The sequence below is a fragment of the Micromonospora chalcea genome, assembly GCF_028768405.1.
In the GTDB taxonomy this organism is placed as follows: domain Bacteria; phylum Actinomycetota; class Actinomycetes; order Mycobacteriales; family Micromonosporaceae; genus Micromonospora; species Micromonospora chalcea.
This window is the reverse complement of the sequence record NZ_CP118233.1, coordinates 1,096,232-1,121,924: the sequence shown is the minus strand read 5'-3', so window position 1 is coordinate 1,121,924 and position 25,693 is coordinate 1,096,232. Positions and strand designations below refer to the sequence as shown.

Below are 25,693 nucleotides of genomic sequence, written 5' to 3'. Positions count from 1 at the left end.
TTACACCCTCCGTCGATCTTGGACTCGTGGTGCCACAGCTTGTCGGCTTCGCCCCACTATCAGAGGCGCCACAACTCCAAGATCGCCGTGCCGCCCTCGCCGCGCCGCCCCGCAGCCCCCGCGATCTTGCAGTTCGCGCCCCCTGATACCAGGAGTAATCCGGCATCACCGGGGCCGAAAGTGCAAGATCGCGGGGGTGGGAGAGGCCGCGAGGTTAGTTGCGGGTGATGGTGAACGTACTTGTGGTGTTCTTGATGTCCTGGGCGTTGTCGGTCAGGCGGAGGTTGGTGAACGTCGCCGCGCCGACCGCGGGGCCCTGACCTGCCTCGGGCATCTCGTTGACCCAGATGCCGAAGCCGGACTTCGCGTCGAACGCGTCACCGCTGCGCCGCGCGCCGGAGATCGACACGTTCGTCAGCACCGTGTCGGTGATCGGGTTCTCCGGCTGGCTGCCGTTGTACTTGGTCTGGAACATGATCCCCGAGTACGTCGGATCGACGATGTCCACGTCGCTCACCCGGATGCCACGGAACTCCTTCGACGCGGAGAACAACCACATCGCCGGGAACGTCTGCGCGCCCCAGAAGTGCCCGCCGGAACGGATCAGCGAGATGTTCTCGAACCGGGTGGGTGGGCTGGCACCGAACCCGACGAACGGGTAGCCGAAGTCCAGCGAGCTGATCGTGATGCCCGAGTACGTGAGCTGGTCGGCGATGTACAGGTTGCGGAACACGTTGTCGTAGCCGCCGTACACCGCCAGCCCGGCTGCCCGCCAGGTCAGCGTGGCGGTCAGGTTCTCGAACACGTTGCCGTGGTTGCCGCCGGAGCCGCCGGAGTCGGTGGCGGAGAACAACGCGAACGCGTCGTCGCCGTTGGAGCGGCCCTCCGAGTTGGTGACCAGGTTGTTCGTGCTGCCGTTGGTCATGTTCACGGCGTCGGCGAAGGTGTTGCGGAACCGGCTGTCCCGGATGGTCAGCCCGTCCACACTCACCCCCCAGTACGCGCAGACGGTGTGCTCCACCCAGACGCTGTCCAGCGTCAGGTCGTCCACGTCCTTCAGTTCGCCCCACACCTTGCCGGGACCGTCGATCCGGTTGGTGTAGTTGCCGAAGAACGCCAGGTGGGCGAAGGTCGAGCCGCTGGCCGAGGACTCGACCCGGAAACCGGCGTCGGTGTTCTGCTGGTTGCGCGGCGTCTGGAACCGGGTGAACCACATGCCGGCGCCGACGACGTTCACCGCCTTGCCGTACACCTGGAACTTCTGCGCCGTCTCGTACGTGCCGGCGGGCAGGTAGACGCCGACCAGCGTGCCGGTGGTGTCCATCCGTACCGCGTCGAGCGCGTTCTGCACGTCGGCGTGGCTGAACCCGGTCGGCACCTTGTAGCGGGCCGGGTCGGGGTTGGCACGCGGCGACACCAGTTCGGTGTTGACGAAGTCGATCGCGTACGTGGTGCTGTTCGCCGGGTCCTTCTGGAGCCGGATCCGGCTGCCGGCCGGGACCGTGGTGTCGAGCAGCACGTTCGCCTCGTCGTACAGGTGCCGGGGCGCGCCCGCGCTCGGCGAGTCGCTGGGACCGGCCTCGGCGCCGTAGAGCCAGATGTGCTTCGAGGTGAGGCTCATCGGCTTGTGCAGCACACCGTTGACGTAGACGTTGATCGTCGAGTCGATCCCGCCGCCGCCCGGCGCGTCCGGGATGGAGTAGCGGGCCACCAGGGCGTTCGCGGCCGAGCGGGTGGTCCACTCGACGTACGCGCCGGTGGTGTTGAGCGTGACCGCGCGGCGGCCGGACGCCTCCCCGGCGAGGTCGCCGATGGTGCGGTTCGGGCCGATCACCTGCGCGCCGCCTCCGGTCGTGCCGTCCTCGGCCTCGTACGCGTCGTACGGCAGGTTCGCCCCGCGGCCGACGAACAGCGCCCGGTCGCTGGTGTTGTTCTGCCGCTTCACCGGCAGCTCGTTGCCGTCGTCGGCGAGCACCACCCGCACCGTGTACCGGCCGTTGGCGGCGGTCCACGTGCCGAGCGACACCGGTCCGGCGGTGGCACCGGCCGCGATCGTGCCGCTGTACGAGCCGGTGAGCGTGCGGACCACCGCGCCGGACTGGTCGCGCACTGTCAGCGTGATGCCGTGCGCGCCGCTCGCCGACGCGATGGTGCCCTGGTTGCGCAGCGTCACCGCGAAGGAGACGGTGGCGCCGGCGCTCGGCGTGCCGGGTGACCAGGTGACGGCGGAGGCGACCAGGTCGGAGCTGGCGACCGGGCTGACGGTCAGCGGGGTCGGGCTGGTGTGGGAGTTGTTCGCCTCGTTCTGCTCGATCACCGCGTTCGACTCGTCGACCTTCGCGGTGACCTGGTAGCTGCCGGCGTCGCGTACGCCGATGCTCGCCGAGACGGTGCTCGACGCGCCCGCGGCGAGCGCGCCGACGGCGGCGGTGCCGACCTTCGTCGTACCCAGGTAGAGGTTGACGTCGGTGGCGGCGGAGGCCGCGGTGCCGGCGTTGCGCACGGTGGCGGACAGCGTGATCGCGTCGGTCTCCACCGGCGCGGACGGCGAGGCGGTGACCGCCGTGACGGTGAGGTCCGGGTTCGGCGCCGGGACGCCGATGACCTGGAGTTCGGCGACCTGGCCGTTGGCGGAGCCGGAGTTCGCGGTGAACTGGAGCCGGACGTCGGCTGCGGTCGCGGAGACCGGGACGGTCACCGTGTTGGCGCTGTTCGGGTTGAAGGAGTACGTGGCGGAGCCGACCAGGCTGGTGAACCCGGACGCGGACTGCTCCCGCCCGAGCACCTGGAACGTCTGGGTGCGCGCGCCCCACGCCGGGTCCGGGTTGAGCTTCACCACGACGGCGCTGATCGCGGCGTTGGCGCCGAGCGCGACGGTGAGCGTGCTCGGGTACGCGCCGGGCGCGCCCTCCCAGTACGTGGTGACGTCGTTGTCGACGGCGTTGGCGGCGGCGAACACGTGCACCATCGACGACGCGGTGGCGGGCTTGCCGACCGCCAGGTTCGTGCCGCCGGTGCTGCTGCCGGTACGGGTGACGGTGTTGCTGTTCGCCGACACGTTCCCGGCGGCGTCGCGGGCCCGCACGTGGTACGAGACGGTGGCGCTGTCCGGCTGGCTGTCCGTGTAGGTGAGCGTGGAGCCGCTGACCGTGGTGCGCAGCGAGCCGTTGGCGTACACCTCGTAGCCGGTGACGCCCACGTTGTCCGTGGACGCGGTCCAGGTCAGCCGGATCTGCCCGCTCGCCGGCTGGGTGTAGGCCAGGTTGCCGGGCGCGGTGGGCGCGACAGTGTCCCCGGTGTTGCCGGTGCGGGTGACCGTGTTGCTGTTCGCCGACACGTTTCCGGCCGCGTCCCGCGCCCGCACGTAGTAGGAGACGGTGGTCCCGGCGGGCTGGGTGTCGGTGTACGTCAGCGTGCTGCCGCCGACGGTGGTGCGCAGCACGCCGTTGGCGTACACGTCGTAGCCGGTGACGCCCACGTTGTCGGTGGACGCGGTCCAGGTCAGCCGCACCTGGTCGGTGGCGGGCTCGGTGAACGCGAGGTTGCCGGGCGCGCTCGGCGCCTGGGTGTCGCCGGTGACCGGGCCGTAGACCTCCAGCTCGCCGAGCTGCCCGGCGGGCCAGGCGCTGTTCGCGGTGAACAGCAGCCGCACGTACCGGGTGGACGCGGTGGGCACGGTGACCGTCACGGTGTTGCCGCCGCCCGGGTCGAACGCGTACGACGCGGACCCGACGAGCGTGCCGAACGCAGAACCGTTCGTGCTGCCCTGCACGGTGATCGTCTGGGTGCGTGCGCCCCAGCCGGCCGGCAGCCGCAGCACCAGCCGGTTGACGCTGGTGGCGGCGCCCAGGTCGGCCTGGATCCACTGCGGGAACGCGTTGTTCGGGCTCTCCCAGTACGTGGCCGCGTTGCCGTCGTTGGCGTTGCCCGCGCCGTACACGTCGGCGTGACCGCTCTCGGTCATGGTCCGGCCGAGCGCCAGGTTGGTCGAGGAGGTGGCCGCGCCGTACACCTCCAGCTCGGCGAGCTGCGCGGCGGCCCAGCCGGTGTTCGCGGTGATGAGGACCCGCAGGTAGCGGGCGTCGGTGGCGGTGAAGCCGAGCGTCACGGTGTTGGCGGCGGCCGGGCTGAACGTGCGGGCAGCGGACGCGACGACAGTGGTGAAGCCGCTGCCGTCGGCGCTGGCCTGCACGGACAGCGTCTGGTTGCGGGCCTCCCAGGCGGCAGGGAGCTTCAGCACGACCTGGTCGACGGCGCGGCTGGTGCCGAGGTCGACCTGGGCCCACTGGGGCAGCGCGCCGCTGCTCTCCCAGTAGCTGCCCTGGTTGCCGTCGGTCAGGTTGGCCGCGACGTAGGGGCCGTTGACGCTGCTGGCGGTGGCGGTGCGTCCGGCGGCGAGGTTCGGGCCGCCGGCGGCGAGCGCCGGTGGGGCGGGGGCCGCGGTGACGACCAGGCCGACCGCGGCGAGCGCCGCGACGATTCCGGTACGGAGTCTGGACATGGTGGACGGACACCTTCTTCCCGGGGGAGGTGGAGAGGCGTTCGGGGGTGGGGGTGCGGTGGCGCGGCGGGGATGGTCCCCGCCGCGCCGGGTCAGGAGGCGTACACCTCGAACTCGGACAGCTGGCCGGCCGGCCAGCCGGTGTTGCCGGTGAACGTCAGCCGCACGAAGCGGCGGTCACCGGCGGGCAGCGCGATCGACACGCTGTTGCCGCCCGCCGGGTCGAACGTGTAGCCCGCCGCCGCCTTCAGCGTCGAGAACGACGAGCCGTCGGTGGAGCCGAGCACCGCCACGGTCTGGGTACGGGTCTGCCAGGCCGCCGACGGGGGCAGTTTCAGCACCACCCGGGCGACCGGCCGGGCGCTGCCCAGGTCGACCGTCACCGACTGGGGGAAGGCGTTGTTGGCGCTCTCCCAGTAGGTGTTCGCGTTGCCGTCGACGGTGTTGGCGGCGCCGTACACGTCGGCGTGGCTGGTCTCCGCGACCGGCCGGCCCGCCGCCAGGTTGCCGGTCGGTGGCGCGGTGGTGGGCGGCGGGGTCGTGGTGGGCGGCGGTGTGGTGGTGCCGCCGCCGTACACCTCCAGCTCGGCGAGCTGGCCCGCCGGCCAGCCGGTGTTGCCGGTGACGGTGACCCGGACGAACCGCCGGTCGCCGGACGGCAGCGCGATCGACACGGTGTTGCCAGCGGCCGGGTCGAAGACGCGGCCCGCCGACGCGGCGAGCGTCGTGTACGAGGAACCGTCGGCGGAGCCGAGCACGGACAGCGTCTGGGTACGCCGTTCCCAGCCGGGCGGGAGCTTCAGCACCACCCGGTCGACGGTGCGGGACGCGCCGAGGTCGACGGTGAGCGACTGCGGGAACGCGTTGTTGGCGCTCTCCCAGTAGCTGGCCGGGTTGCCGTCGACGGCGTTGCCGGCGGCGTACGTCTGGGTGGTGCTGGTGGCGGTCGCCGGGCGGCCCAGGGCCAGGTTCCCGCCGGCCGGCGGCGGTGTGGTCGGCGGCGCGGTGGTCGGCGGGGCCGTCGTCGGCGCTGCCGTGGTCGGCGCCGGGCTGGTGGGCGGCGGGCTGGACGGTCCGTTGCCCCACTGCGGCTGCGGCCACGGCCCGCAGTACGGGGTGGGCGTGTACCAGCCGGAGTTGCCGGCGCCCTGGGTGATCTGGAAGCCGCTGCCGACGCAGTTGTGGATGGGGTTCGACTGCGCGATGCCGGTGGCCCGCACGTTGGTGAACCGGACCTGGCTGGGCGCCTGCACCTGGAGCGCGTACGTGCCAACGCCCTCGATGCGCACGTTGTCGAACGAGATGCCGCTGGTCTGCCCCTCGATCCAGTGCAGCGCCGCGTACGAGCTGTCCAGGATGTCGGTGTCGGTGACGTTGATCGCGGCGCCCTGGATCGGCTCGTTGAGCGCGGAGAACCAGATCGCGCCCACGCCGAACTGCCAGTTGTAGTCGGAGTTGCCGTTGCGGATCAGCGTGTTGCGGGCCACCGTGATCGTGCCGGCCACGGCGGTCGGCCCGGTGACGCCCGGATAGCGGTTCGCCACGTGGATGCCACCGCCGTTGGTGACCGAGTCGGCGGTGACGTTGTCGGCGATGGTGATGTCCCGCCCGCCGTACGTGACCAGGTGGTTGGCCAGGATCGTCACGCCGATGGTGTTGCGGGTGAAGGAGTTGCCCACGTTCGGCACGCTCTGCGCCCACATGGCCAGCGCGTCGTCACCGGTGTTGCGGACGAACGTGTTCGTCACCGTGGAGTTGGTGACGCCCCAGTGGAAGTTCACCCCATCGGCGGTCTGGTCCAGGATGCGGCTGTTGCGGATGGTGAAGTTGTCCATCGGCCCGTCCATCCAGGCGCCGACCTTGGTGTGCTGCAACCACAGGTTGTCCACCACCGAGTTGCTCATCGCGCCGCCGATGGCGTTGACCTGGTCCTCGTCGACGCGTTCCCGGATGTCGCCGATGATGGCGAAGTCCCGCAGCGTGACGTTGCGGCTGGGCCCACCGGCCTCGTGCGGGCGGATCTCGCCGGAGTAGCCGCCGCCCGGCACGTACTTGCCGTAGATGCCGGCGGCACGTTTACGGTCGGTCGGGTGCCGGCCGCCGAGCACCGAGTACCAGGGGCCGGCGCCGCGCAGCGTCACGCCGTCGACCACCACGTGGTCCCAGAGCGTGAACGTGCCGGCCGGGATCCACACCGCCCGGCCCTGCGCCTTGCCGGCGTCCACCGCGGCCTGGAACTTCGCCGTCGAGTCGGTGGTGCCGGTCGGGTCGGCGCCGAAGTCGGTCACCACGTCCAGCACGCCGGACGGCTTGGTGATCTGCGCCCCGACCAGCTCGAAGTCGGCCAGGTCGATGGTGAACGTGGGTGACTGGGCGGTCGAGGACACCTGGAGGCGGATCTTCGTGCCGGCCGGGTACGTGGTGCCGAACATGGTGCGGGTCTCGTCGTAGAAGTGGTGCGGGTTGGTGTCGCCCGGGTTGTTGTTGAACGGGTAGCCGCCGTAGTACCAGCCGTACCGGGAGGTGACCGGCACCGCCTTGACCAGCGTGCCGTTGGCGCGCAGGTCGATGGTGGCGTCGCGGCCGGTGCCGGCGGCGTTGTCCGGCAGGCTGTACCGGAACGTGACCGCGTTCGCGGGGGCGGTGAGCGTGAACTCGACGTACTCGCCGACGGCGTCGAGCGTGACCGCCTCCCGGCCGGACGCCTCGGACGGCAGCGTGCCGTAGCGCCGGTCGGGGCCGATCTTCGTGCCGTTGTGGGTGGCCTGCTCGGCTTCCTGCTCGCGGAACGGCACGGTGGCGCCGCGTCCGGTGATGTCGAACGGGGACAGTCCGGCGGCGTACGCCGGGGTGGCGGTCGTGGTGAGCGCCACGACGACGAGTGTCGAGGCGGCGAGCGCGGCGGCGGCGAGGGCGGCCACGCCGGTGCTGCGGTGGCGGTGCGCGGTGCGGTGCTCGGCCATGCGGGGTGTGCTCCCTTTCGTCGGTGGCCAGATCCCCCCGTGCGGCGTTGCCTCTCCTTCCTCCTCCCCAGGTGTGCGGCGTCTGTGGCGGCCGGGACGGGCCGCCGGGTGTTTCGGCGGCGCCGGCGGCGGGACGGGGCCGCCGGCGCCGCGGTCAGGCCGATCGGGTACGCAGCCAGACCGCGGTGTCCGGTGGCAGCCGGTCGTCGTCGAGCGGGCCGCTGGCGAGCAGCAGCTCGTCGTGCGCGGGCAGCGGCACGGCGGCGTCGCCGAGGTTGACCACGCAGGTGAAGCCGGGTTCGCGGGCGAACGCGAGCACGCCCTCCGGTGCGGGCAGCCACGCCAGGGTGCCGTCGCCGAGCGCCGGTTCGGCGCGGCGCAGCGCCAGCGCGGCCCGGTACAGCTCCAGCATCGAGTGCGGGTCACCGGTCTGGGCGCGGACCGTGCGGTCCTTCCAGTCGGCAGGTTGCGGCAGCCAGGGCGCGGCGGACGCGCCGTCGGGGCTGAACCCGAACGGCGGCGTGTCGCCCTGCCAGGGCAGCGGCACCCGGCAGCCGTCGCGGCCCGGGTCGACCCGCCCGGACCGCTCCCACATCGGGTCCTGCCGCAACTCGTACGGGATGTCCTCGACCTCCCAGAGGCCCAGCTCCTCGCCCTGGTAGACGTAGGCGGCGCCGGGCAGCGCGAGGGACAGCAGCGCGGCGGCGCGGGCCCGGCGGGTGCCCAGTTCCAGGTCGGTGGGGATGCCCTCGCGCTTGGCGGCGAAGCTGAACCGGGTGTCGGCGCGGCCGTACCGGGTGACGTGCCGGGTGACGTCGTGGTTGGACAACACCCAGGTGGCGGGCGCGCCGACCGGGGCGTGCGCGGCCAGCGTGCCGTCGATGCTCTCCCTCAGCGCGGTGGCGTCCCAGGCGCAGCCGAGGAAGTCGAAGTTGAACGCGGTGTGCAGCTCGTCCGGGCGCAGGTAGTTCGCGAACCGCTGCCGGTCGGGCAGCCACACCTCGCCGACCAGTGCCCGCCCGCCCGGGTACGAGTCGGCGATGCGCCGCCAGGCGCGGTACACGTCGTGCACGCCGTCCTGGTCGCGGAACGGGTGCGGCCGGTCCGGGTGGACCTCCGGCAGCGTGCCGTCCTTGACGAGCAGCCCGGCCGAGTCGATGCGGATGCCGTCCACGCCCCGCTCGAACCAGAACCGCAGGATGTCCTCGAACTCTTCGCGGACCCGGGGGTGGTCCCAGTTGAAGTCGGGTTGCTGCGGGGCGAACAGGTGCAGGTACCAGTCGCCGGGGGTGCCGTCCGGGTCGGTGGTGCGGGTCCAGGTCGGGCCGCCGAACTCGCCGGTCCAGTCGGTGGGCGGCAGGTCGCCGCCCGGTCCCCGGCCGGGGCGGAACCAGAACAGGTCCCGTTCGGGCGCGCCCGGCCCGCCGGCGAGCGCGGCCCGGAACCACTGGTGCGCGTCGGAGCAGTGGTTGGGCACCACGTCGACGATGCTGCGGATGCCGAGCGCGTGCGCCTCGGCGATCAGCGCCTCCACCTCGGCGAGCGTGCCGAAGACCGGGTCGATGTCGCGGTAGTCGGACACGTCGTAGCCGGCGTCGGCCATCGGCGACGGATACCAGGGGCTGAACCAGATGGCGTCGACGCCGAGCGCGGCGAGGTGATCCAGGCGGGACCGGATGCCGGCGACGTCGCCGATCCCGTCGCCGTTGCCGTCGGCGAAACTGCGCGGGTAGACCTGGTAGATCACCGCGGAGCGCCACCACGGGCTGTTGTCGGCCATGGACACGGGCACCTGCTTTCTGCGGGGTCGGTTCTGCGGCGGCGGGCGGTACGGCCGGCGGCGGGCGGCGCCCGGTCAGCCCTTGAGGCCGCCGGTGGTCAGGCCGGACATGATGTTGCGCTGGAAGATCAGGAACAGCACGACGGTGGGGATGGCGGCGATCACCGACGCGGCGATGACCACGTTCATCGGGGTGCCGCCGGCGAAGGCGTAGATGCCGACGCTGACGGTCCGCGTCTCCGGCGACGGCATGACCAGCTTCGGCCAGAGGAAGTCCTTCCAGACCGCCGTCACCGCGAAGATCGCCACCACGCCGAGGATCGGGCGGGACATCGGCAGGACGATGGACCAGAGCGTGCGCAGCGGGGTGGCGCCGTCCATCACGGCGGCGGCCATCAGGTCCTCCGGGATCGAGTCGAAGAACCGTTTCAGCAGGAAGATGTTGAACGCGTTCGCCACCAGCGGCAGCCAGATCGCGAACGGCGAGTCGAGCAGGTTGACGTGCACGATCGGCAGGTCGATCACCGTGACGTACTGCGGGACGATCAGCACCATCGCCGGGATCATCAGCGTCGCCAGCATCATGCCGAGGATCAACCCGCCCAGCACCGGACGCAGCTTCGACAGCGCGTACGCGGCGGCGGTGTCGAACACGAGCTGGAACACCACCGCCCCGGTGGCGTAGTAGAACGTGTTGAACAGCAGCTTCGCCAGATCCAGGTTGGTCCAGGCGTCGACGTAGTTGCCCGGCTGCGGGTCGCGCGGGAACAGCGTCGGCGGGGTCTGGGCGATCTCCTGGCCGGACTTCAGCGCGCCGGTGACCATCCAGTACAGCGGGCCGAGGAACACCAGCGTGAACCCGGCCACGACCACGGAGAGCACGGCCCAGTAGAGGACGCGGCCGCGACCGCGGCGCAGCTGGGCGTGGGAGATGAGGGTACGGGTGGTGCTGTCGGCGGCCATGTCCTAGTCCTGTCTCGCGGTCAGTCGCAGGTAGACGGCGGAGAACCCGGCCAGCACCACCAGCATGATCACGCCGAGCGCGGCGGCGCCGTTGAGGTCGTTCTGGAAGAACCCGTGCTGGTAGATCAGGTACGCCACGGAGGTCGCCGAGTCCTGCGTACCGGCGCCGTTGGCGAGGATCAGCGGCTCGATGAACAGCTGCATGGTGGCGACGATCTGGAGCATCGCCAGCAGCGCCAGGATCAGCCGGGTCTGCGGGACCGTCACGTGCACGATGCGCCGCCACACCCCGGCGCCGTCGATCTCGGCGGCCTCGTACAGCTCGCCGGGGATGTTCTGCAGCGCGGCCAGGTAGATCAGCACGGCGCCGCCCATGTTCATCCAGGTCGACGCGATCACCATGGCCGGCATCGTCATGGTGGGCGACTGCATCCACTCCGACGTGGGCAGTCCCAGCGCGGTGAGGACCGCGTTGAACAGCCCCGCCTCGCTCGGGTCGTAGGCGTAGAACTTGAACAGGAACAGCGCGGACGCCGGCGGCAGCATCACCGGCAGGTAGACGAGCACCCGCAGGTAGCCCTTGGCGTGGCGCAGCTCGTTGAGCAGGATCGCCACGAAGAACGGCACCAGGTAGCCGAGGACGAGCGCCAAACCGGTGAAGACGAACGTGTTCTTCCAGGCGGTCCAGAAGCTCGGATCGGCGATGATCCGGCTGTAGTTGTCCCAGCCGACCCAGGTGGTCTCGCCGCGGCGGGTGCGCTGGAAGCTCATCACGACGCCGCGGACCATCGGGTACCAGGAGAAGACGGCGAAGCAGACGACGGCGCCGATGAGGAACGTGTGCCCGGTGAGGTTGTCCCGGACCTTGCGGCCGAGACCGGCGCGGCGTCCGGCGGTACGCGACGGCGTCGACGCGGCAGGACCGGTACGGCGGGTGGCGCCGGGGGCGGTGGTGAGCGCCAAGGCGACTCCTGCGGTGCTCGGGGAGGTGGGGCCGGTGCGCCGGCCCCACCTCCGGTCGGGTCAGCTGTCGGCGGCCAGCAGCTGGTTGACCTTGTCCTCGGCGGTCTTGAGCAGCGCGTCGATGTTCGCGTTCGGGTTGGTCAGCACACCGGACATCGCCGCGTCGAGCACCGCGTAGATCGCCTGCGCGTTGCGCGGCTCACCCTTGATCGGCACCGGGTTGGCCTCGAAGACCGCGAAGTTCGTGGTGTCCACGTTCGCGTTCGCCTTGCGCAGCTCCAGTTCCTGCTTCTGCGCGTCGCTGCCGTTCGTGAACAGCAGCGGCTGGGGCAGGCCGACCGGGTAGTTCTGCGGCTTGGCGCGCACGTAGTCGAACTGGCCCTTACCCGGGGTGAGCTTCTGGTAGGCGAGCCACTTCAGGCCGGCCTTGACCTGCTCGGGGCTCAGGCCCTTCTTGAAGAAGTAGCCCTCGCCGCCGCCCAGCGTGGCCTTGGCCGGGCCGTCCTGGCCGGGCAGCGGGCCCATCGCCCAGTCCTGGTACTTGCCCTGGAACTGGCTGACGATCGCCTGGGTCGCGTCCGGCGCGCCGATGAACATGCCGACCTTGCCGGCGCCGGCGTTGGTGAGCAGGTCACCCCACTGGAGCAGCTGCCGGGCACCCATGCTGTTGTCGCCGTAGCGCATGTCCTTGAGGTTCTGCAGGACCTGCTTGCCCATCGCGTTGTTGAAGTCGGCCTTCTTGCCGTCGGCGCTGAGCACCTGCCCGCCCTGCGAGTAGAGCAGCGACGTGAAGTGCCAGCCGCCGGTGTTGCCCGCGCTGTACTCGGCGTACCCGGCGATGCCGTCGCCGAGCGCGGAGATCTTCTTGGCCGCGGCCCGCACCTCCGGCCAGGTCTTCGGCGGGTTGTTCACGTCGAGCCCGGCCCGCTGGAACAGCGCCTTGTTGTAGATCAGGCCCATCGAGTAGTTCTTCACCGGTACGGCGTAGAGCTTGCCGCCGTCGGTGAAGACCTCCTTGAGCGCCGGGTCGACGCTGTCCCAGGTGGGGATGGTGTCCTTCGTGGCGTACTGGCCGATGTCCATCGCCTGGCCGGAGTCCAGCACCTGCTGAAGGTCGGTCATGTAGCCGTAGAACACGTCGGTGACGGTGCCGCCGGCCAGGCGGGCGGTGAAGTCCGGCGGGTTGTTGCACTGCTCGCCGACGCTGACGCTCTTGACGACGATGTCCGGGTTCTGCCGCTGGAACTCGGCGACGTCGTCGTTCCAGTTCTTCAGCAGCTCCTTCTGCGCGCCGACCGGCTGACAGTCGACGGTGATGGTGACCTTGCCGCCGGCGTCGCCGCTGTCGTCGCTCTTGGTGGAGCACGCCGCAAGGCTGAGCCCGAGGCCGGTCGCGAGCGCGAGCGCCGCGACCTTCCGATACTGCGGTACGGACATCTGTCCATCCCTTCGGGAACGGGTGTATCCATGGCCTTCACTGATGTGCGGTGACCGCGCGGCTGCCTCTGGTGGTGGAACGGCAGCCGGCACGCGCCCTGCCTCCGGAAACCGCGCCCCGGGTCAGGTGTGAGTGGAGTCACTGTAGCGACGCGAACCGAACCCAGCAAGATGCCGACTGGCAAACGCAAGAATTCGACTTGGCCTCGGAAGGACGCAGCTCCAGTCGGCCGCATCCGTCGATCTTGGAGTTGTGGCGCCTCAGATACCGGCATCAGTGCCGCATTCCGGGCACCACAACTCCAAGATCGACGGATGCGGTGGGGTGGGGTGGGGTGGGGCGGCGTGGGGGAGCGGCGTGGGGGCGGCGTGGGCCCCGGGGTCAGCTGCGGGGGGCGGGGGCGGTGGAGCCGCGTACCACCAGCTCGGGCTCGAACAGCAGCTCGTCGTGCAGCACCCCGGCGCCCTCGATCTGGGTCACCAGCAGGTCCACGGCGGCCTGGCCCATGGTCTCGATCGGCTGGCGCACCGTGGTCAGCGGCGGGTCGGTGCAGGTCATGAACGCCGAGTCGTCGAAGCCGACCACCGAGACGTCGGCCGGCACCGCGCAGCCCAAACGCCGGGCGGCCCGGATGGTGCCCAGCGCGAGCACGTCGCTGGCGCAGACGATGCCGGTCGCGCCGCGCTCGATCAGCTTCGTGGCGGCGACCCGCGCGCCCTCCATGGAGAAGCTGGACCGCTCCACCATGGACCGGTCCTCGCCCCAGCCGGCGGCCCGGACCATGGCGTCGAGCTTGCGGCGCGAGGGCACGTGGTCGGCCGGGCCGAGCACCATGCCGATCCGGTCGTGGCCGAGCGAGCGCAGGTGGCCGTACGCCTGCTCGACGGCGACCGCGTCGTCGGTGGACACGCGCGGGAAACCCAGCTCCTCGACGCCGGCGTTCACCAGCACCACCGGCAGGCCCCGGTCGGTGAGGCGCCGGTAGTGCTCGTGCGAGGCGTCGGCGAGCGCGTACGAGCCGCCGGCGAAGATGACGCCGCTGACCTGGTGGTCGAGCAGCATCTCCACGTACCCGGACTCCGGTACGCCGCCGATGGTGCGGGCGCACAGCGCCGGGGTGAAGCCGCGCTGCGCGAGCGAGCCGGTGACCACCTCGGCCAGCGCCGGGAAGATCGGGTTCTGCAACTCCGGCAGCACCAGGCCGACCAGGCGGGCGCGCTCGCCGCGCAGCTTGCTCGGGCGCTCGTAGCCGAGCACGTCGAGGGCGGTCAGCACGGCGGTCCGGGTCGCCTCGGACACGCCGCCGCGGCCGTTGAGCACCCGGCTCACCGTCGCCTCGCTGACGCCCGCCTTGCGGGCCACCTCGGTCAGGCGCTTCGTCACGGCGGCAATCGTACGTCGGATTCTTGCAAGAAATGAACAGCCGGACGGGTCGGTTCTTGCCAAGACGGGCGACAAGGCGTCCGAAAGATACGAGCAGATTGATGCTTGAAAGGCATCAGAAAACCGGAATAACATGAGGACCCTTGTCGATGGCCTGCGCCGCCGAGGCCACCCCGTCCCCCGAGAAAGTGGGTGCTCCGATGTCGCGGAGCGTGCCGAGGATCCTCGCGGCGGCGCTCGCCGCCGCTCTGCTCGTACCGCCCGGCGCCGCCACGGCCGGCCCGCCGCGCGGACCGGCCCCCGTGGTGACGCGCGCCGGGCTGGACCCCGCGCTCGTCGCCGGGCGCGGTGCGACTGTGGACTACGTCGAGCAGGAGGCGGAACACGGCCGGACCACCGGCACCGTGATCGGGCCGGACCGGTCGGCGTACACACTCGCCGGTGAGGCGTCCGGCCGCCGCGCCGTGCGCCTGCTGCCCGGCCAGCACGTCGAACTCACGCTCCCCCGGCCCACGAACGCGCTGACCGTGCGCTACAGCATCCCGGACGCGCCGGGCGGCGGCGGGATCACCGCGCCGCTGCGGGTGTCCGTCGGGCACGCGCCCGCCCGCACCATGACGCTGACCTCGCAGTACGCCTGGCTCTACAACCAGTACCCGTTCACCAACGACCCCGGCGCCGACCTGCTGCACCCGGACTGGTGGATCACCGAGTGCTCCTGCGTGCCGGCGGCCACCACGCCCGCGCCGGTGATCAGCAAGCCGTTCCGGCCGCACCACTTCTACGACGAGCAGCGGCTGCTGCTCGGCCGTACCCATCGGGCCGGTGAGGTGGTCCGGCTGACCGCGCCGCGCGGCACCGCCGCCGCGTGGACGGTGATCGACCTGGTGGACGCGCACCTGGTCGCGCCGCCGCGCGTGGTCCCCCGCGCGGTGAACGCGCTGTCCTTCGGCGCCGACCCGACCGGCCGGCGGGAGTCCGCAGACGCCCTCGACCGGGCCGTCGCGTACGCCCGGCGGGTGGACCGCCCGCTCTACCTGCCGCCCGGCACCTACCAGGTCAACCGGCACATCGTCGTGGACGACGTGACGATCGCCGGTGCGGGCAGCTGGTACACGATCGTGCGGGGACGCGAGGTCACGCTGGACACGCCCGCGCCCGACGGCTCCCGGCACACCGGCGTCGGCTTCTACGGCCGCGACGCCGCCGACGGCGGCAGCAGCGACGTGCACCTGTCCGGCTTCGCGATCGAGGGCGACGTACGCGAGCGGATCGACACCGACCAGGTCAACGCCATCGGCGGGGCGCTCAACCACAGCACGATCGACGGCCTCTACCTGCACCACACGAAGGTCGGCATGTGGTTCGACGGGCCGATGACCGGCCTGCGGGTCACGAACACCGTGATCGCCGACCAGATCGCCGACGGGCTGAACTTCCACACCGGCGTCACCCGTTCCTCGGTGACGAACTCGGTGGTCCGCAACAGCGGCGACGACGCCCTCGCCATGTGGTCGGAGGGCACGGCGAACGCGTCGAACACGTTCGCGTACAACACGGTGCAGTCGCCGGTGCTCGCCAACGGCATCGCGCTGTACGGCGGCGCGGACCTGACCGTCGCGCACAACCTGGTCGCCGACCCGGTACGCGAGGGCAGCGCGATCCAGGTGGGCAGCCGGTTCGGGGCGGAGCCGTTCACCGGCCGGCTGCGGATCACCGGCAACACCACGGTCCGGGCCGGCACGTACGACCTGAACTGGAACATCGGCCTCGGCGCGATCTGGTTCTACGCGCTGGACCGCAGCATCGACGCGGACATCCTGGTCAGCGGCGACGCGTACCTGGACAGCACCTACAACGCGATCATGCTGGTCAGCGACTGGCCGGTGAAGGACAGCGTCCGTATCGACAACGTCCGCTTCCGGGACATCCGGGTCGACGGCGCCGGGACGTCGGTGGTCAGCGCGCGTACGGCGGGCGGGGCGAGCTTCGCGAACGTGGACGCCCGCAACGTGGGCGCGGTCGGCGTGAACAACTGCGGGTCGTTCCACTTCACCCCGGCCGGGTCGGAGTTCGCCCTGACCGACCTCGGCGGCAACGACGGCGGCTGGCTGGCCCCGTGGCTGCTGCCGAACACCATCACCTGCGACGACCGTCCGCCGCTGGTGCCGCCGCCACCGCCGTCGCGCTGGTGACACACGACGCGACCCCCGCCGTCACGGGCCGGCGGGGGTCGCGGTACGTGTGTGGCTCAGGCCTCGGTGAGCTGGCCGCGCAGCTTGGTCAGGGCGCGGGCGAGCAGCCGGGACACGTGCATCTGGGAGACACCGACGCGGGCCGCGATCTCGCTCTGGGTCAGGTTGCCGTAGAAGCGCAGCGTGAGGATCTTCTGCTCCCGCTCGTCGAGCGTGGCCAGCGCCGGGCCGAGGGAGGCGCGCAGCTCGGCCAGCTCGTACTCGTTGTCCTCGGCGCCGAGGGTGTCGCCCAGCTCGGTGGCGCTGTCGCCGTCGCCGATCGGGGTGGACAGCGACACCGCGTTGTAGGCGCGGGCGCCTTCCAGGCCTTCGAGCACCTCTTCCTCGGTGACGTCGAGGTGGGCGGCGATGTCGGCGACGGTCGGGGCCCGGTTGAGCGTCTGGGTCAGCGTGCTGTTCGCCTCGGAGATGCGCAGCCGCAGCTCCTGCAGGCGGCGCGGAACCCGGATGTTCCAGGTGCGGTCGCGGAAGTGCCGCTTGATCTCGCCGAGGATCGTCGGGATGGCGAAGCCGGCGAAGTCGACGCCGCGCGAGGCGTCGAACCGGTCCACCGCCTTGATCAGGCCCAGCGCGGCGGTCTGCGCGAGGTCGCCGGCCGGCTCGCCGCGCCCGCTGTAGCGGGCGGCCAGGTGGTTCGCCAGCGGCAGCCACGCCTCGATGACCTGGTTGCGCAGGGCGGCCCGCTGCGGGTGGCCGGCGGGCAGCGCGGCGAGCGCCGCGATCAGCTCGCTGGCACGGGACTCCTCACCGGTCTGCGGCGCGCGCTGCACCTCGGTCGCGGTCGATGCCATGGTCATCGTGGTCATGCTGCCCTTCCTGTCCTCGGAGAACGGGTGGCCTCCCACACCGGTCGTGCCAGCCACACTAGACCAAAGGCCATGGCCAAATCAACCGAACGGACGATGGAGATTTAGCGTCATATCCGGACATAGAGGCGAGCAACGGCGATCAGCGTGGCATCAACGGGCGGTAGTCGGCAGCGGTGAGCGGCAGCACCGAGAGGCTTCCGTCCGCGCGCGGCACCTCCAGCGGCTGCCCGCCGCGGCGGAACGCGACGCTGTACACGTCCGGTCGCTGCGTGAGGCTGCACACGATCTGCCCGAAGGCCAGCACCTCGTCGTTGCGGCCGGTCTCCTCACCGGCCTGGCGCACGTCGACTGTCGCCACGGTGCCGGCCAGCGTGGCCCCGGCCACCGCCACCGTGCCCGGCAGCGCCGTGGACAGCCCCTGGCGGCGCTCCCCCGGACCGGGACCGGCCAGCAGGTGCTGAAGGTGCGTGTCCACCCCGGGCAGCCCGTCCACCCGGCGGTTGACCACGACCAGGCCGTCGTCCCGGACGAAGCAGAACGGCTCGTCCACCCGCCCGTCCCCGTCGGCGGTCGAGGACACCGCAGGCGTCGGGAAGGCCCCGGGCGGCGTCTGCACGAGCCGGGGCTCGTCGTCCACCGGCACCCCGCAGCCGGCGAGCAGCGCCACGGCGAGCAGGGCGGGCGCGAGCCGCCGCCGGCTCACCGGAGCGCTCCGGGCAGCTCGACCCGGAAACGGGCGCCGGGCGCGCGGTCCAGCACCCGCGCCGACCCGCCGTGCGCGTCGGCGTGCTGCGCCACCAGGGCGAGGCCGAGTCCGGTGCCGTCGGTGCCGGCGCGGTCGTGCGCCGCCCGGCCCCGCACGAACCGGTCGAAGATGATCTCCCGGTCGCCCGGCGGCACGCCCGGTCCGTCGTCGTCGACCTCCAGCACGCCCACGCCGTCGCCCCCGCCCAGGCGTACGGCGACCGGGCCGCCGCCGTAGCGCTCGGCGTTCTCCACCAGGTTCAGCAGCGTCTGCGCGAACCGGCGCCGGTCGACCCACCACTCGTGCGGGACGTCGCCTGCCACCTGCACCAGGCTCTCCGGCAGCGATCGTTCCCGGCAGGCGGCCCGGGCCAGCTCCACCACGTCGACCGTCTCGCGGTGCGCCGGCTGCTCGGTGCGGGCCAGCTGGATCAGGTCGTCGACGAGGCGCTGGAACCGGGTCACCTCGTCGGCCACCAGGCCGGCGGCGGTGGCGGTGCGTTCGTCCTGGTGCTCGCGGCGGCGGTGCAGCACGCTCGCCGCCGCGGCCAGCGTCTGCAACGGCGAGCGCAGCTCGTGGCTCACGTCGGCGGCGAAGCGCCGGTCCCGCTCGATGCGATGCACCAGCTTGTCGACCATCTCGTTGAACGAGCTGGACAGGCGGGTGAGGTCGGGGTCGGTGGTCGGATCGAGCCGGGTGGCGAAGTCCCCGCCCGCGATCCGTTCCGCCGCGTCGGCGACCGCTGTCAGTGGCCGCAGGCTGTGCCGGGTGGCGTACCAGCCGAGCGCCGCGCCCGCCCCGGCCACCATGATCGCCACGGCGATCAGCGCCAGGCCCACCACCTGGAACGTCTCCTCGACCTCCCGCAGCGAGGTCAGCTCGTAGTAGCCGAGCGCGCCGGGCAGCGGCACGCCGACCAGCAGCGCGGGCTGCCCGTCGAGGCGGATCCGCTGCACCGCGGGCTTGCCGTCGGCGACCATGCGCTGCAACTCCACCGGCACGGAGCTGGCGCCCACGTCGGCGGTGCGGGCGTACCAGCCGTCGGGCAGGTGCAGCAGCGGGCGGCGGGCGCTGCCGGTGTCGAGCGAGCGCAGCACCGCCACCACGTCCGGCGTGCCGGTGTCCAGGCCGGAGCGGACCACCGCCGCGTCGTAGTAGGCGGCCCTCACCGCGGTGCGCTCCCGCTCGTCGAGCAGCGAGCGCCGGGTCAGGTCGTACGAGAAGAGGGCCATCAGCGCGGACAGCAGCAACGCGCCGACGGCGAACGCCGCGGTGACGCGGGCGCGCAGTCCGGGACGGGTCATCGCTGCAGCTTGTAGCCGAGGCCGCGGAGGGTGACCAGGTGGCGGGGGTTCGCCGGGTCCGACTCGATCTTCTGCCGCAGCCGGCCGACGTGCACGTCGACGAGCCGCTCGTCGCCGGTCTCGTAGCCCCAGACCCGGCTGAGCAGCTGCTGGCGGGACAGCACCCGGCCGGCGTGCTCGGCCAGCTCGCAGAGCAGCCGGAACTCGGTGCGGGTGACCGGGACCGGCCGTCCGGAGCGGCGCACCTCGCCGGCCTCGGCGCTGATCTCCAGCTCGCCGAAGAACTGGGCGGGGGCGGGCCCGGACACGGTGCGGACCCGCCGGCGCAGCGCCCGCAGCCGGGCCGACAGCTCCTTGATCGCGACCGGCTTCACCACGTAGTCGTCGGCGCCGGCCTCCAGCGCGGCGACGATGTCGTGGGTGTCGTCGCGGGCGCTGATCACCACGACCGGCACGTCGTCGTCGCGGCGCAGCTGGCGGATGCAGTCGAACCCGTTCATGCCGGGCAGCATCAGGTCGACGAGCACGTAGTCGGACGGCTTCTCCCGCTGCCGTCGCAGCCCGTCCTCCGCGGTCGGGGCGCCGTACGCCTCGTAGCCCTCCTCCTCCAGGGCGAGCTGCAGCGCGAGCCGGATGCGGTCGTCGTCCTCGATCACCAGTACGGCCGTCATATGGGCATCATGACCGGCCGCGCACGGGTAGCCCAACCGCGTGGGCCGTTCGTGGTTTTTGTCATCGAACCGTCATACAACCGTCCGGGGACCTCCAAGATCGCTGCGCAGAGTGGGGATCGACACTGAACCCGCCACGGAAGCGACCTGATGCCCGCTACCCTGCCGTCCCCGCCGGAGTCCGCCGTGCCGCACGTGCGGGTGGACATCACCGACGAACTGGACCTCGCCGGGCTGCCCGAGGTCGCGCACGTGCTGGACCGCATCCTCGCGCTGCGCCCCCGCGAGCTGACGATCGACCTCGCCGGGTGCCGACATGTGGACGCCGCCGCGGTCGCGCTGCTGCTGGACGTGCACCGGCGGCTGGCGCGGCAGGACGGCGTGCTCACGCTGAGCAACCCGCACCCACGGATCCGGCGCATCCTGCAGACCTCCGGGCTGGGCGCCGTACCCGTCGTCGACACGCCCCGTCCGGCCGCGCGCGGCCGGGCCCGGGTCGCGTCCGCACCCCGCTGAGGAGGGGCCGTGACCGGAAGCACGCTCGTCGGAGCACTCGTGGTGGGTCTCGCCGTCGGTGGCGTGGGCCGGCTCGTCGTGCCGGGACGCAAGGCCGTCCCGGTCTGGCTGACGCTGGCGCTCGGCGTGGCCGCCGCGCTGCTCGGCGCGATCGTGGTCGGGCTGGTGGACCGCCGCCCCGACGCCTCGCCGCTGCTGTCCCTGGTGACGCAGACCGCGTTCGCGGCCGTGGCGGTCGTGCTGGCGGTGGTGACGGCGGGCGGCACGGGCGCGGACCGGCAGGCGCCCGATCCGGGCGCCCGACGGAAGGAGGAGGTGTGACAGTCGTCCCCGCGGACCACCTGATGATGCTCATCTGCGACGGCTGCGGCGACAGCGTCACCGGCGCGGGCGCGACGCTGCCCGACGCCGAGGTGGTGTGGACGCTCGTGTTCGAGCACGACTGGGTCGGCTCGCCCTTCGCGTCCGGCCCGCACCACTGCCCCCGGTGCAGCGTCCGGGCCACGGTCGCCGAGGACGGCCTGGGCACCGAGGACCTGGAGCAGGTGGCCGGCACCCTGACCGCCGCCGACGTCGATCCCGCCGAGGCGGTACGCCGGGCGCTCGCGGAACGCTCCGTGCGCGGCGACCGCGAACTGGTCGACCTGTCCGCGCTCGAGGTGATCGACTCGGCCGGGCTCGGCCTGCTGGTGCGCGCGCACCAGGACGCCCGGCGCGACGGACGGCGGCTGTGCCTGCTGTCGCCGTCGCGCTTCGTGCTCACCGTGCTGCACACGATGCGGCTCGACGGCGTCTTCACAGTCGTCGACGGCCGCGCCCCGGCGCCGGGATCCGCGTCCCGGCGCGCGGTCATGACCGAACAGAAGGAGCCCTCCCCGTGGTGATGCCCTGGCCGTACCCCGAGTTCCCGTACACCGGCCGTGAGCCGGAGCCCGACGACGCGGACACCCGGCTCGCCTCGCTCGTCGCCCAGCGGCTCAGCGCCGACTGGACCACCCGGCGGCAGCAGATCACCGTCACGGTGCAGAACCGGGTGGTGATCCTCGCCGGCCTGGTGGCCGATCCGGAAACCCGCCTGGTCGCCGCCGAGCTGGCCTGGGACGTGCCGGGCGTGTTCGACGTCTGCAACGCGCTGCGGCTCTACGGTGGGCGGCGCGGCGGCCGCTGAGCCACCGGCTGTTGCACGGATCGACATCCGCCTCTACGCTCGCCCTGGGAGCGCTCCCCCAGGCCGCCGCGTCGGGCTTTCCGGGCAGGTTCACGACGGGCACCGTCCGATCACCATCAAGCGATGGGACCTTCCCGCATGTTCTCGATTCCCCGCCCGTCCCGGCGGCACCTGCTCGTCGGCGGCGCGGTCGGCGCGCTCGCCCTGGCGGCGACGGCCGTCCTGCCGTCGCCGAACGCGATGGCCGCGACCGGCTGTGCCGTCACCTACACCACCAACTCGTGGCCCGGGGGCTTCACCGCCACCGTCGCGGTGACGAACCTCGGCGACCCGGTGAGCAACTGGACGCTGGGCTTCACCTTCCCCGACGGGGGCCAGCGCGTGGTGCAGGGCTGGTCGGCCACCTGGCAGCAGAGCGGCTCCTCGGTCACCGCGCGCAGCGCGGACTACAACGGCGCGCTCGGCACCGGCGCGAGCACCACTGTGGGCTTCAACGGCTCCTGGACCGGGTCGAACCCGAACCCCACCTCGTTCACGCTCAACGGCACGGTCTGCACCGGCGGCACCGGCACGCCCCCGCCGAGCACCCCGCCGCCCAGCACGCCCCCGCCGCCGACCACTCCCCCGCCCACGACGCCGCCGCCGACCGGCACCACCCCGGTCGCGATCAACGGCCAGCTCCAGGTCTGCGGGGTCAACCTCTGCAACCAGTACGGACGGCCGATCCAGCTGCGCGGCATGAGCACCCACGGCCTGCAGTGGTTCGCCAACTGCTACACCGACACCTCGCTCGACGTGCTGGCCGACGAGTGGCAGTCGGACCTGCTGCGCATCTCGATGTACGTGCAGGAGCAGGGCTACGAGACCAACCCGGCCGGCTTCACCGCCCAGGTGAACACGCTCGTGGACAAGGCAGAGGCCCGCGGCATGTACGCGCTCATCGACTTCCACACGCTGACCCCCGGTGACCCGATGTACAACCTGGACCGGGCCAAGACGTTCTTCGCCAACGTGTCCGCGCGCAACGCGGCCAAGAAGAACGTGATCTACGAGATCACCAACGAGCCCAACGGGGTCAGCTGGTCCACCATCCGCAACTACGCCGAGCAGGTCATCCCGGTGATCCGGGCCAACGACCCGGACGCGGTGATCATCGTCGGCACCCGCGGCTGGTCCTCGCTGGGCGTGTCCGACGGCAGCAACTCCGACGAGATCGTGAACAACCCGGTGCGGGCGCAGAACATCATGTACACGTTCCACTTCTACGCCGCCTCGCACCAGGACAACTACCGCAACGAGGTGCAGCGGGCCGCCTCCCGGCTGCCGCTGTTCGTCACCGAGTTCGGCACCGTCACCTACACCGGCGACGGCGCCGTCGACGTCGCCAGCAGCAACGCCTGGCTCGACCTGCTCGACCGGCTGAAGATCAGCTACGCCAACTGGACGTTCTCCGACGCCCCCGAGGGTTCGGCCGCGCTGCGGCCGGGCACGTGCGCGTCCGGCTCGTTCAGCGGGACGTCGGTGCTGACGCAGTCCGGCGCGTACATGCGCGACCGGATCCGCACCCCCGACAACTTCCCGACCTCCTGACCGGGCGGCCGGCGGCGATCCTTCCCCTTCGGGTCGCCGCCGGTCAGCCCTCGATCAACCCGGCCCGGCGCCACAGCAGCCGGCCCGGCCCGGCCACCAGACCCAGTTCGGTCAGATGCTCGGCGATCCGCTGCGCCGACCAGCGCAGCGTGGCCCGCCAGTGCGGGTTGGCCCGCGCCGCGGCGTGACCGGCCGCCGGGTCGATCCCGACCGACGCGTACGCCCGCGGGTGCACCAGCCGCCGCGTGATCGAGTACGCGGCCCGCCCGATCACCAGCCGCGCGTACGTGAGCGCGACCGGCCCGGCCGCCTCCACCTGCCGGGCCAGCTCGTCGCGGGCGAAGCGCACGTGCCGGGCCTCCTCCACCACGTGGATGCGCGACACCATCCGGATCAGCGGCTGCAACGACTCGTCGGCCATGATCTCGCGCTGGAACGAGTCGAGGATCTCCTCGGCGATCAGGATGGCCGCGTACATCTGCGGGCCGGTGGCGGTGGCCTTGAGCCAGCGCCCGAGCAGGTGGTCGACGGGCTCGGCGCGGTAGACGGGCGCGCCGGTGGCCTCGATGAGCCGGCCGAACATGATGGAGTGCCGGCACTCGTCGGCGACCTCGGTCAGCGCGTACTGGGCGTGCCGGCTGGTCGGATCCGCGTCGTAGTAGTGCCGGATCAGCATCTGCATGAGGATCGTCTCGAACCAGATCCCGGCGCTGGCGGCGCTGGCCACCTCGTGCTTGGTCAGCTCGACCCGCTGCTCCTCGGTCAGCCCGTCCCACAGTGGCGTGCCGTAGAGGCTGCTGCGCTGCGGCGGCAGCCAGTACGCGCCGGGCACTGGCGGCGCCGACCAGTCGACGTCCACCAGGGGGTCGTAGCTGGTACGCACGGAGGCGGTGAGGAGGCGGGCGGCTACCGCCTCGCGCGGGAATCCGGCCATGACCCCTCCATATTGACGTAACTTCCAGTAACTGTTACGAGTGGTAGCATGCGACGCACCACCACCGATGTCAATGGCCCCGACCCCTCGCCGGAGCCGTCCCCGCCACGGTCCGGAGGGCGGCGTGACCGCTGGGCGGAGCACCGCGAACAGCGCCGCCAGGAACTGATCGCCGCCGCCGTGCAGGCGCTGCTGCGGCACGGCCCGAACGTCGACATGGACCAGGTGGCGGCCACCGCCGGGGTCAGCAAACCGGTGCTCTACCGCTACTTCGCCGACAAGGCGCAGCTCTGGCTCGCGGTCAGCGAGGTGGTCGCGGCGCGCGTGGTGGCCGCCGTCGCGCCCGCCGTGGAGCAGGTCCGCGAGGAGCGGGCGCTGGTCGAGGCGACGATCGACGCGTACCTGAGCGTGGTGGAGTTCGAGCCCTCGCTCTACCGGTTCCTGGTGCACGAGTCCGGCCATCCCGGCATCCAGCAGGTGGTCGCCGGCACCAGCCGGCAGGTGGCCACCGGGCTGGCCCGGGTCATCGGCGACCGGCTGCGCGCGCTCGGTCTCGACGCCGGGCCGGCGGAACCGTGGGCGTACGGGCTGGTCGGGTTCGTGCAGGCGGTCGGCGACTGGTGGACCACGCACGGGCAGCCGATCCACCGGTCCGCGCTCACCGAGTACCTGACCACGCTGCTGTGGAGCGGCATCGAGGGGGTCCGCCGGGGCGCGGACCTGCCGCCGGAGCTGACCCGCGCGCACGAACGGATCGACAGGTGACCTGGCAGGGCACGGCCGAGATCGCCGGCACCCCGGTACGGCTGCACGCCGGCGGCCGGTTCGAGCCGGTCGACGGCCGCTACCACTGGGCCGGGCGCGTCGAGCCGGAGCCACGCCTGGTGCGGCTGCTGCGCTCCGGCCGCCGCGACGTGGAGATCCGCATCGGCGAGCGGGTCACCCGGGCCCGGCTGACCGAGGTGGACCCGTGGGGCGGGGTGCGCATCACCGGCGTCGGCACGCCGCCCTGGCCCCCGGAAGAGGAGTGACACGTACGGTGAGGGGATGACGCCGACCGCCACCGTGCTGCTGGTCTTCGGCCGTGGCGTGGTGGCCGGCGACGACGGCTACCGGCTCACCGCCGAGAGCGTCGCGCGCACCGAGGCCGCGGTGGCGTACGTCCGCGCGCACGCCGACGAGTTCCGCCGCGCGCCCGGCGCCCGGGTCGTGTTCACCGGCGGCTGGCCGCACGGCCCGGCCGGGGCGCCCGGTCCGCCGCCCGGATTCCGGGAGGGCGAGCTGATGCGGGCGCTGGCGCGCGAGGCCGGCCTCGACGCGTACGCCCGGTCGGCGGCCGAGACCCGGTCCCGCACCACGCTGCAGAACCTGGCGCACACGGTGCAGGACGGGCTGCTCGGCGCGGCCGAGTTCACCGCGCGGCACCCGCTCGGGCTGGTCACGCACCCGTGGCACCTGCCCCGCGTCCGGCTGCTCGCCGCGCGCGTGCTCGGCCTGTCCGGCCCGGCGCTGGCCGACGTGCCGGTGACCGCGCCCGAACCGGTGCCGGCCCGGCGTGAGCGGGCGGTCCGGGCGCTCAGCCGGCTCGGCTATCTCGGCGTGCGTACTCCGGAGGCGTCGCTGCGCCGCGAGCGCGCGCTGACCCGCGCGGCCGACCGGATCGGACGCCTCACACCCCGGCGGTGATTCGCGGTCGCGGGCCCGGGGTAC

Annotated in this window: 21 protein-coding genes; 9 read left to right on the top strand and 12 right to left on the bottom strand. The window is 72.2% G+C overall.

Features of this window, described 5'->3' with window-relative positions; translation table 11 throughout:
- Positions 1 to 214 precede the first annotated feature (214 nt).
- The 7 genes from PVK74_RS05240 to PVK74_RS05210 form a co-directional block, all read right to left on the bottom strand.
- The gene (locus tag PVK74_RS05240; protein WP_274478327.1) at positions 215 to 4,501 is read right to left on the bottom strand and encodes a discoidin domain-containing protein; all 4,287 of its coding nucleotides are present in this window, start codon (positions 4,499 to 4,501) and stop codon (positions 215 to 217) included.
- A 92-nt stretch (positions 4,502 to 4,593) separates the two neighbouring features.
- Complete coding sequence (locus PVK74_RS05235; RefSeq protein WP_274478326.1) at positions 4,594 to 7,464, bottom strand: discoidin domain-containing protein; 2,871 nt, start codon at positions 7,462 to 7,464, stop codon at positions 4,594 to 4,596.
- Positions 7,465 to 7,618: 154 nt separating this feature from the next.
- Positions 7,619 to 9,244, bottom strand: a complete 1,626-nt coding sequence (locus PVK74_RS05230; protein ID WP_113973649.1) for a glycoside hydrolase family 13 protein — start codon at positions 9,242 to 9,244, stop codon at positions 7,619 to 7,621.
- Between the two features lie 75 nt (positions 9,245 to 9,319).
- On the bottom strand, positions 9,320 to 10,207 hold the full coding sequence (locus tag PVK74_RS05225) for a carbohydrate ABC transporter permease (RefSeq protein WP_187694398.1): 888 nt from the start codon (positions 10,205 to 10,207) through the stop codon (positions 9,320 to 9,322).
- 3 nt (positions 10,208 to 10,210) lie between these two features.
- Entirely contained in the window at positions 10,211 to 11,170 is a 960-nt protein-coding gene (locus PVK74_RS05220; protein WP_043324311.1) for a carbohydrate ABC transporter permease, read from the bottom strand.
- Between the two features lie 60 nt (positions 11,171 to 11,230).
- Positions 11,231 to 12,607 carry an ABC transporter substrate-binding protein gene (locus PVK74_RS05215; protein WP_043324313.1) on the bottom strand — a complete coding sequence of 459 codons (1,377 nt, stop codon included), beginning with the start codon at positions 12,605 to 12,607 and terminating at the stop codon, positions 11,231 to 11,233.
- Between the two features lie 382 nt (positions 12,608 to 12,989).
- On the bottom strand, positions 12,990 to 13,991 hold the full coding sequence (locus PVK74_RS05210) for a LacI family DNA-binding transcriptional regulator (protein ID WP_274478325.1): 1,002 nt from the start codon (positions 13,989 to 13,991) through the stop codon (positions 12,990 to 12,992).
- Positions 13,992 to 14,191: 200 nt separating this feature from the next.
- Here PVK74_RS05210 and PVK74_RS05205 point away from each other — a divergent pair, with 200 nt between their 5' ends.
- Entirely contained in the window at positions 14,192 to 16,186 is a 1,995-nt protein-coding gene (locus tag PVK74_RS05205; protein ID WP_274478324.1) for a glycosyl hydrolase family 28-related protein, read from the top strand.
- 56 nt (positions 16,187 to 16,242) lie between these two features.
- On the opposite strand, the gene PVK74_RS05200 is transcribed toward PVK74_RS05205, so the two are convergent.
- The 4 genes from PVK74_RS05200 to PVK74_RS05185 all read right to left on the bottom strand — a co-directional run bounded on the left by PVK74_RS05200 (position 16,243) and on the right by PVK74_RS05185 (position 19,775).
- Entirely contained in the window at positions 16,243 to 17,052 is an 810-nt protein-coding gene (locus PVK74_RS05200) for a SigB/SigF/SigG family RNA polymerase sigma factor (RefSeq protein WP_043324319.1), read from the bottom strand.
- A gap of 142 nt (positions 17,053 to 17,194) precedes the next feature.
- Positions 17,195 to 17,758: a GerMN domain-containing protein gene (locus PVK74_RS05195; protein WP_064446082.1), complete on the bottom strand. Its 564-nt coding sequence runs from the start codon at positions 17,756 to 17,758 to the stop codon at positions 17,195 to 17,197.
- On the bottom strand, positions 17,755 to 19,104 hold the full coding sequence (locus PVK74_RS05190; protein ID WP_043324322.1) for a HAMP domain-containing sensor histidine kinase: 1,350 nt from the start codon (positions 19,102 to 19,104) through the stop codon (positions 17,755 to 17,757). Before PVK74_RS05190 ends, PVK74_RS05195 begins: the two co-directional genes overlap by 4 nt.
- The gene (locus tag PVK74_RS05185) at positions 19,101 to 19,775 is read right to left on the bottom strand and encodes a response regulator transcription factor (protein ID WP_043324324.1); all 675 of its coding nucleotides are present in this window, start codon (positions 19,773 to 19,775) and stop codon (positions 19,101 to 19,103) included. The genes PVK74_RS05190 and PVK74_RS05185 overlap by 4 nt, the downstream gene beginning before the upstream one ends.
- Before the next feature lie 150 nt (positions 19,776 to 19,925).
- On the opposite strand from PVK74_RS05185, the gene PVK74_RS05180 reads away from it, so the two are divergent.
- The 5 genes from PVK74_RS05180 (at position 19,926) to PVK74_RS05160 (ending at position 23,049) form a co-directional block, all read left to right on the top strand.
- Complete coding sequence (locus PVK74_RS05180; RefSeq protein ID WP_043324327.1) at positions 19,926 to 20,291, top strand: STAS domain-containing protein; 366 nt, start codon at positions 19,926 to 19,928, stop codon at positions 20,289 to 20,291.
- A 9-nt stretch (positions 20,292 to 20,300) separates the two neighbouring features.
- Positions 20,301 to 20,612 carry a hypothetical protein gene (locus PVK74_RS05175; RefSeq protein ID WP_030504078.1) on the top strand — a complete coding sequence of 104 codons (312 nt, stop codon included), beginning with the start codon at positions 20,301 to 20,303 and terminating at the stop codon, positions 20,610 to 20,612.
- The gene (locus PVK74_RS05170) at positions 20,609 to 21,175 is read left to right on the top strand and encodes an STAS domain-containing protein (protein WP_274478322.1); all 567 of its coding nucleotides are present in this window, start codon (positions 20,609 to 20,611) and stop codon (positions 21,173 to 21,175) included. Before PVK74_RS05175 ends, PVK74_RS05170 begins: the two co-directional genes overlap by 4 nt.
- The gene (locus PVK74_RS05165; protein ID WP_043324334.1) at positions 21,169 to 21,459 is read left to right on the top strand and encodes a BON domain-containing protein; all 291 of its coding nucleotides are present in this window, start codon (positions 21,169 to 21,171) and stop codon (positions 21,457 to 21,459) included. Before PVK74_RS05170 ends, PVK74_RS05165 begins: the two co-directional genes overlap by 7 nt.
- Before the next feature lie 138 nt (positions 21,460 to 21,597).
- Complete coding sequence (locus PVK74_RS05160) at positions 21,598 to 23,049, top strand: cellulase family glycosylhydrolase (protein WP_274479250.1); 1,452 nt, start codon at positions 21,598 to 21,600, stop codon at positions 23,047 to 23,049.
- Positions 23,050 to 23,092: 43 nt separating this feature from the next.
- Here PVK74_RS05160 and PVK74_RS05155 read toward each other — a convergent pair whose 3' ends face one another.
- On the bottom strand, positions 23,093 to 23,983 hold the full coding sequence (locus tag PVK74_RS05155; RefSeq protein ID WP_113973663.1) for an AurF N-oxygenase family protein: 891 nt from the start codon (positions 23,981 to 23,983) through the stop codon (positions 23,093 to 23,095).
- Positions 23,984 to 24,031: 48 nt separating this feature from the next.
- On the opposite strand from PVK74_RS05155, the gene PVK74_RS05150 reads away from it, so the two are divergent.
- From PVK74_RS05150 to PVK74_RS05140, 3 genes are read left to right on the top strand one after another with little or no spacing between them, the layout of a single operon-like run.
- Entirely contained in the window at positions 24,032 to 24,748 is a 717-nt protein-coding gene (locus PVK74_RS05150; protein ID WP_030504073.1) for a TetR family transcriptional regulator, read from the top strand.
- Positions 24,745 to 25,014, top strand: coding sequence for a DUF4873 domain-containing protein (locus PVK74_RS05145; RefSeq protein WP_043324346.1), 270 nt, complete (start codon positions 24,745 to 24,747; stop codon positions 25,012 to 25,014). Before PVK74_RS05150 ends, PVK74_RS05145 begins: the two co-directional genes overlap by 4 nt.
- A 16-nt stretch (positions 25,015 to 25,030) precedes the next feature.
- Complete coding sequence (locus tag PVK74_RS05140; protein ID WP_274478321.1) at positions 25,031 to 25,669, top strand: YdcF family protein; 639 nt, start codon at positions 25,031 to 25,033, stop codon at positions 25,667 to 25,669.
- Positions 25,670 to 25,693: the final 24 nt, after the last annotated feature.

Excerpts from the sequence above, each read along its gene's own strand:
- PVK74_RS05200 (WP_043324319.1), bottom strand. The coding sequence starts at position 17,052 with ATGACCACGATGACCATGGCATCGACCGCGACCGAGGTGCAGCGCGCG.
- PVK74_RS05180 (WP_043324327.1), top strand. The coding sequence starts at position 19,926 with ATGCCCGCTACCCTGCCGTCCCCGCCGGAGTCCGCCGTGCCGCACGTG.
- PVK74_RS05185 (WP_043324324.1), bottom strand. The coding sequence starts at position 19,775 with ATGACGGCCGTACTGGTGATCGAGGACGACGACCGCATCCGGCTCGCG.
- PVK74_RS05205 (WP_274478324.1), top strand. The coding sequence starts at position 14,192 with ATGTCGCGGAGCGTGCCGAGGATCCTCGCGGCGGCGCTCGCCGCCGCT.
- PVK74_RS05160 (WP_274479250.1), top strand. The coding sequence starts at position 21,598 with ATGTTCTCGATTCCCCGCCCGTCCCGGCGGCACCTGCTCGTCGGCGGC.
- PVK74_RS05240 (WP_274478327.1), bottom strand. The coding sequence starts at position 4,501 with ATGTCCAGACTCCGTACCGGAATCGTCGCGGCGCTCGCCGCGGTCGGC.
- PVK74_RS05230 (WP_113973649.1), bottom strand. The coding sequence starts at position 9,244 with ATGGCCGACAACAGCCCGTGGTGGCGCTCCGCGGTGATCTACCAGGTC.
- PVK74_RS05155 (WP_113973663.1), bottom strand. The coding sequence starts at position 23,983 with ATGGCCGGATTCCCGCGCGAGGCGGTAGCCGCCCGCCTCCTCACCGCC.
- PVK74_RS05190 (WP_043324322.1), bottom strand. The coding sequence starts at position 19,104 with ATGACCCGTCCCGGACTGCGCGCCCGCGTCACCGCGGCGTTCGCCGTC.
- PVK74_RS05150 (WP_030504073.1), top strand. The coding sequence starts at position 24,032 with ATGCGACGCACCACCACCGATGTCAATGGCCCCGACCCCTCGCCGGAG.
- PVK74_RS05235 (WP_274478326.1), bottom strand. The coding sequence starts at position 7,464 with ATGGCCGAGCACCGCACCGCGCACCGCCACCGCAGCACCGGCGTGGCC.
- PVK74_RS05225 (WP_187694398.1), bottom strand. The coding sequence starts at position 10,207 with ATGGCCGCCGACAGCACCACCCGTACCCTCATCTCCCACGCCCAGCTG.
- PVK74_RS05140 (WP_274478321.1), top strand. The coding sequence starts at position 25,031 with ATGACGCCGACCGCCACCGTGCTGCTGGTCTTCGGCCGTGGCGTGGTG.
- PVK74_RS05215 (WP_043324313.1), bottom strand. The coding sequence starts at position 12,607 with ATGTCCGTACCGCAGTATCGGAAGGTCGCGGCGCTCGCGCTCGCGACC.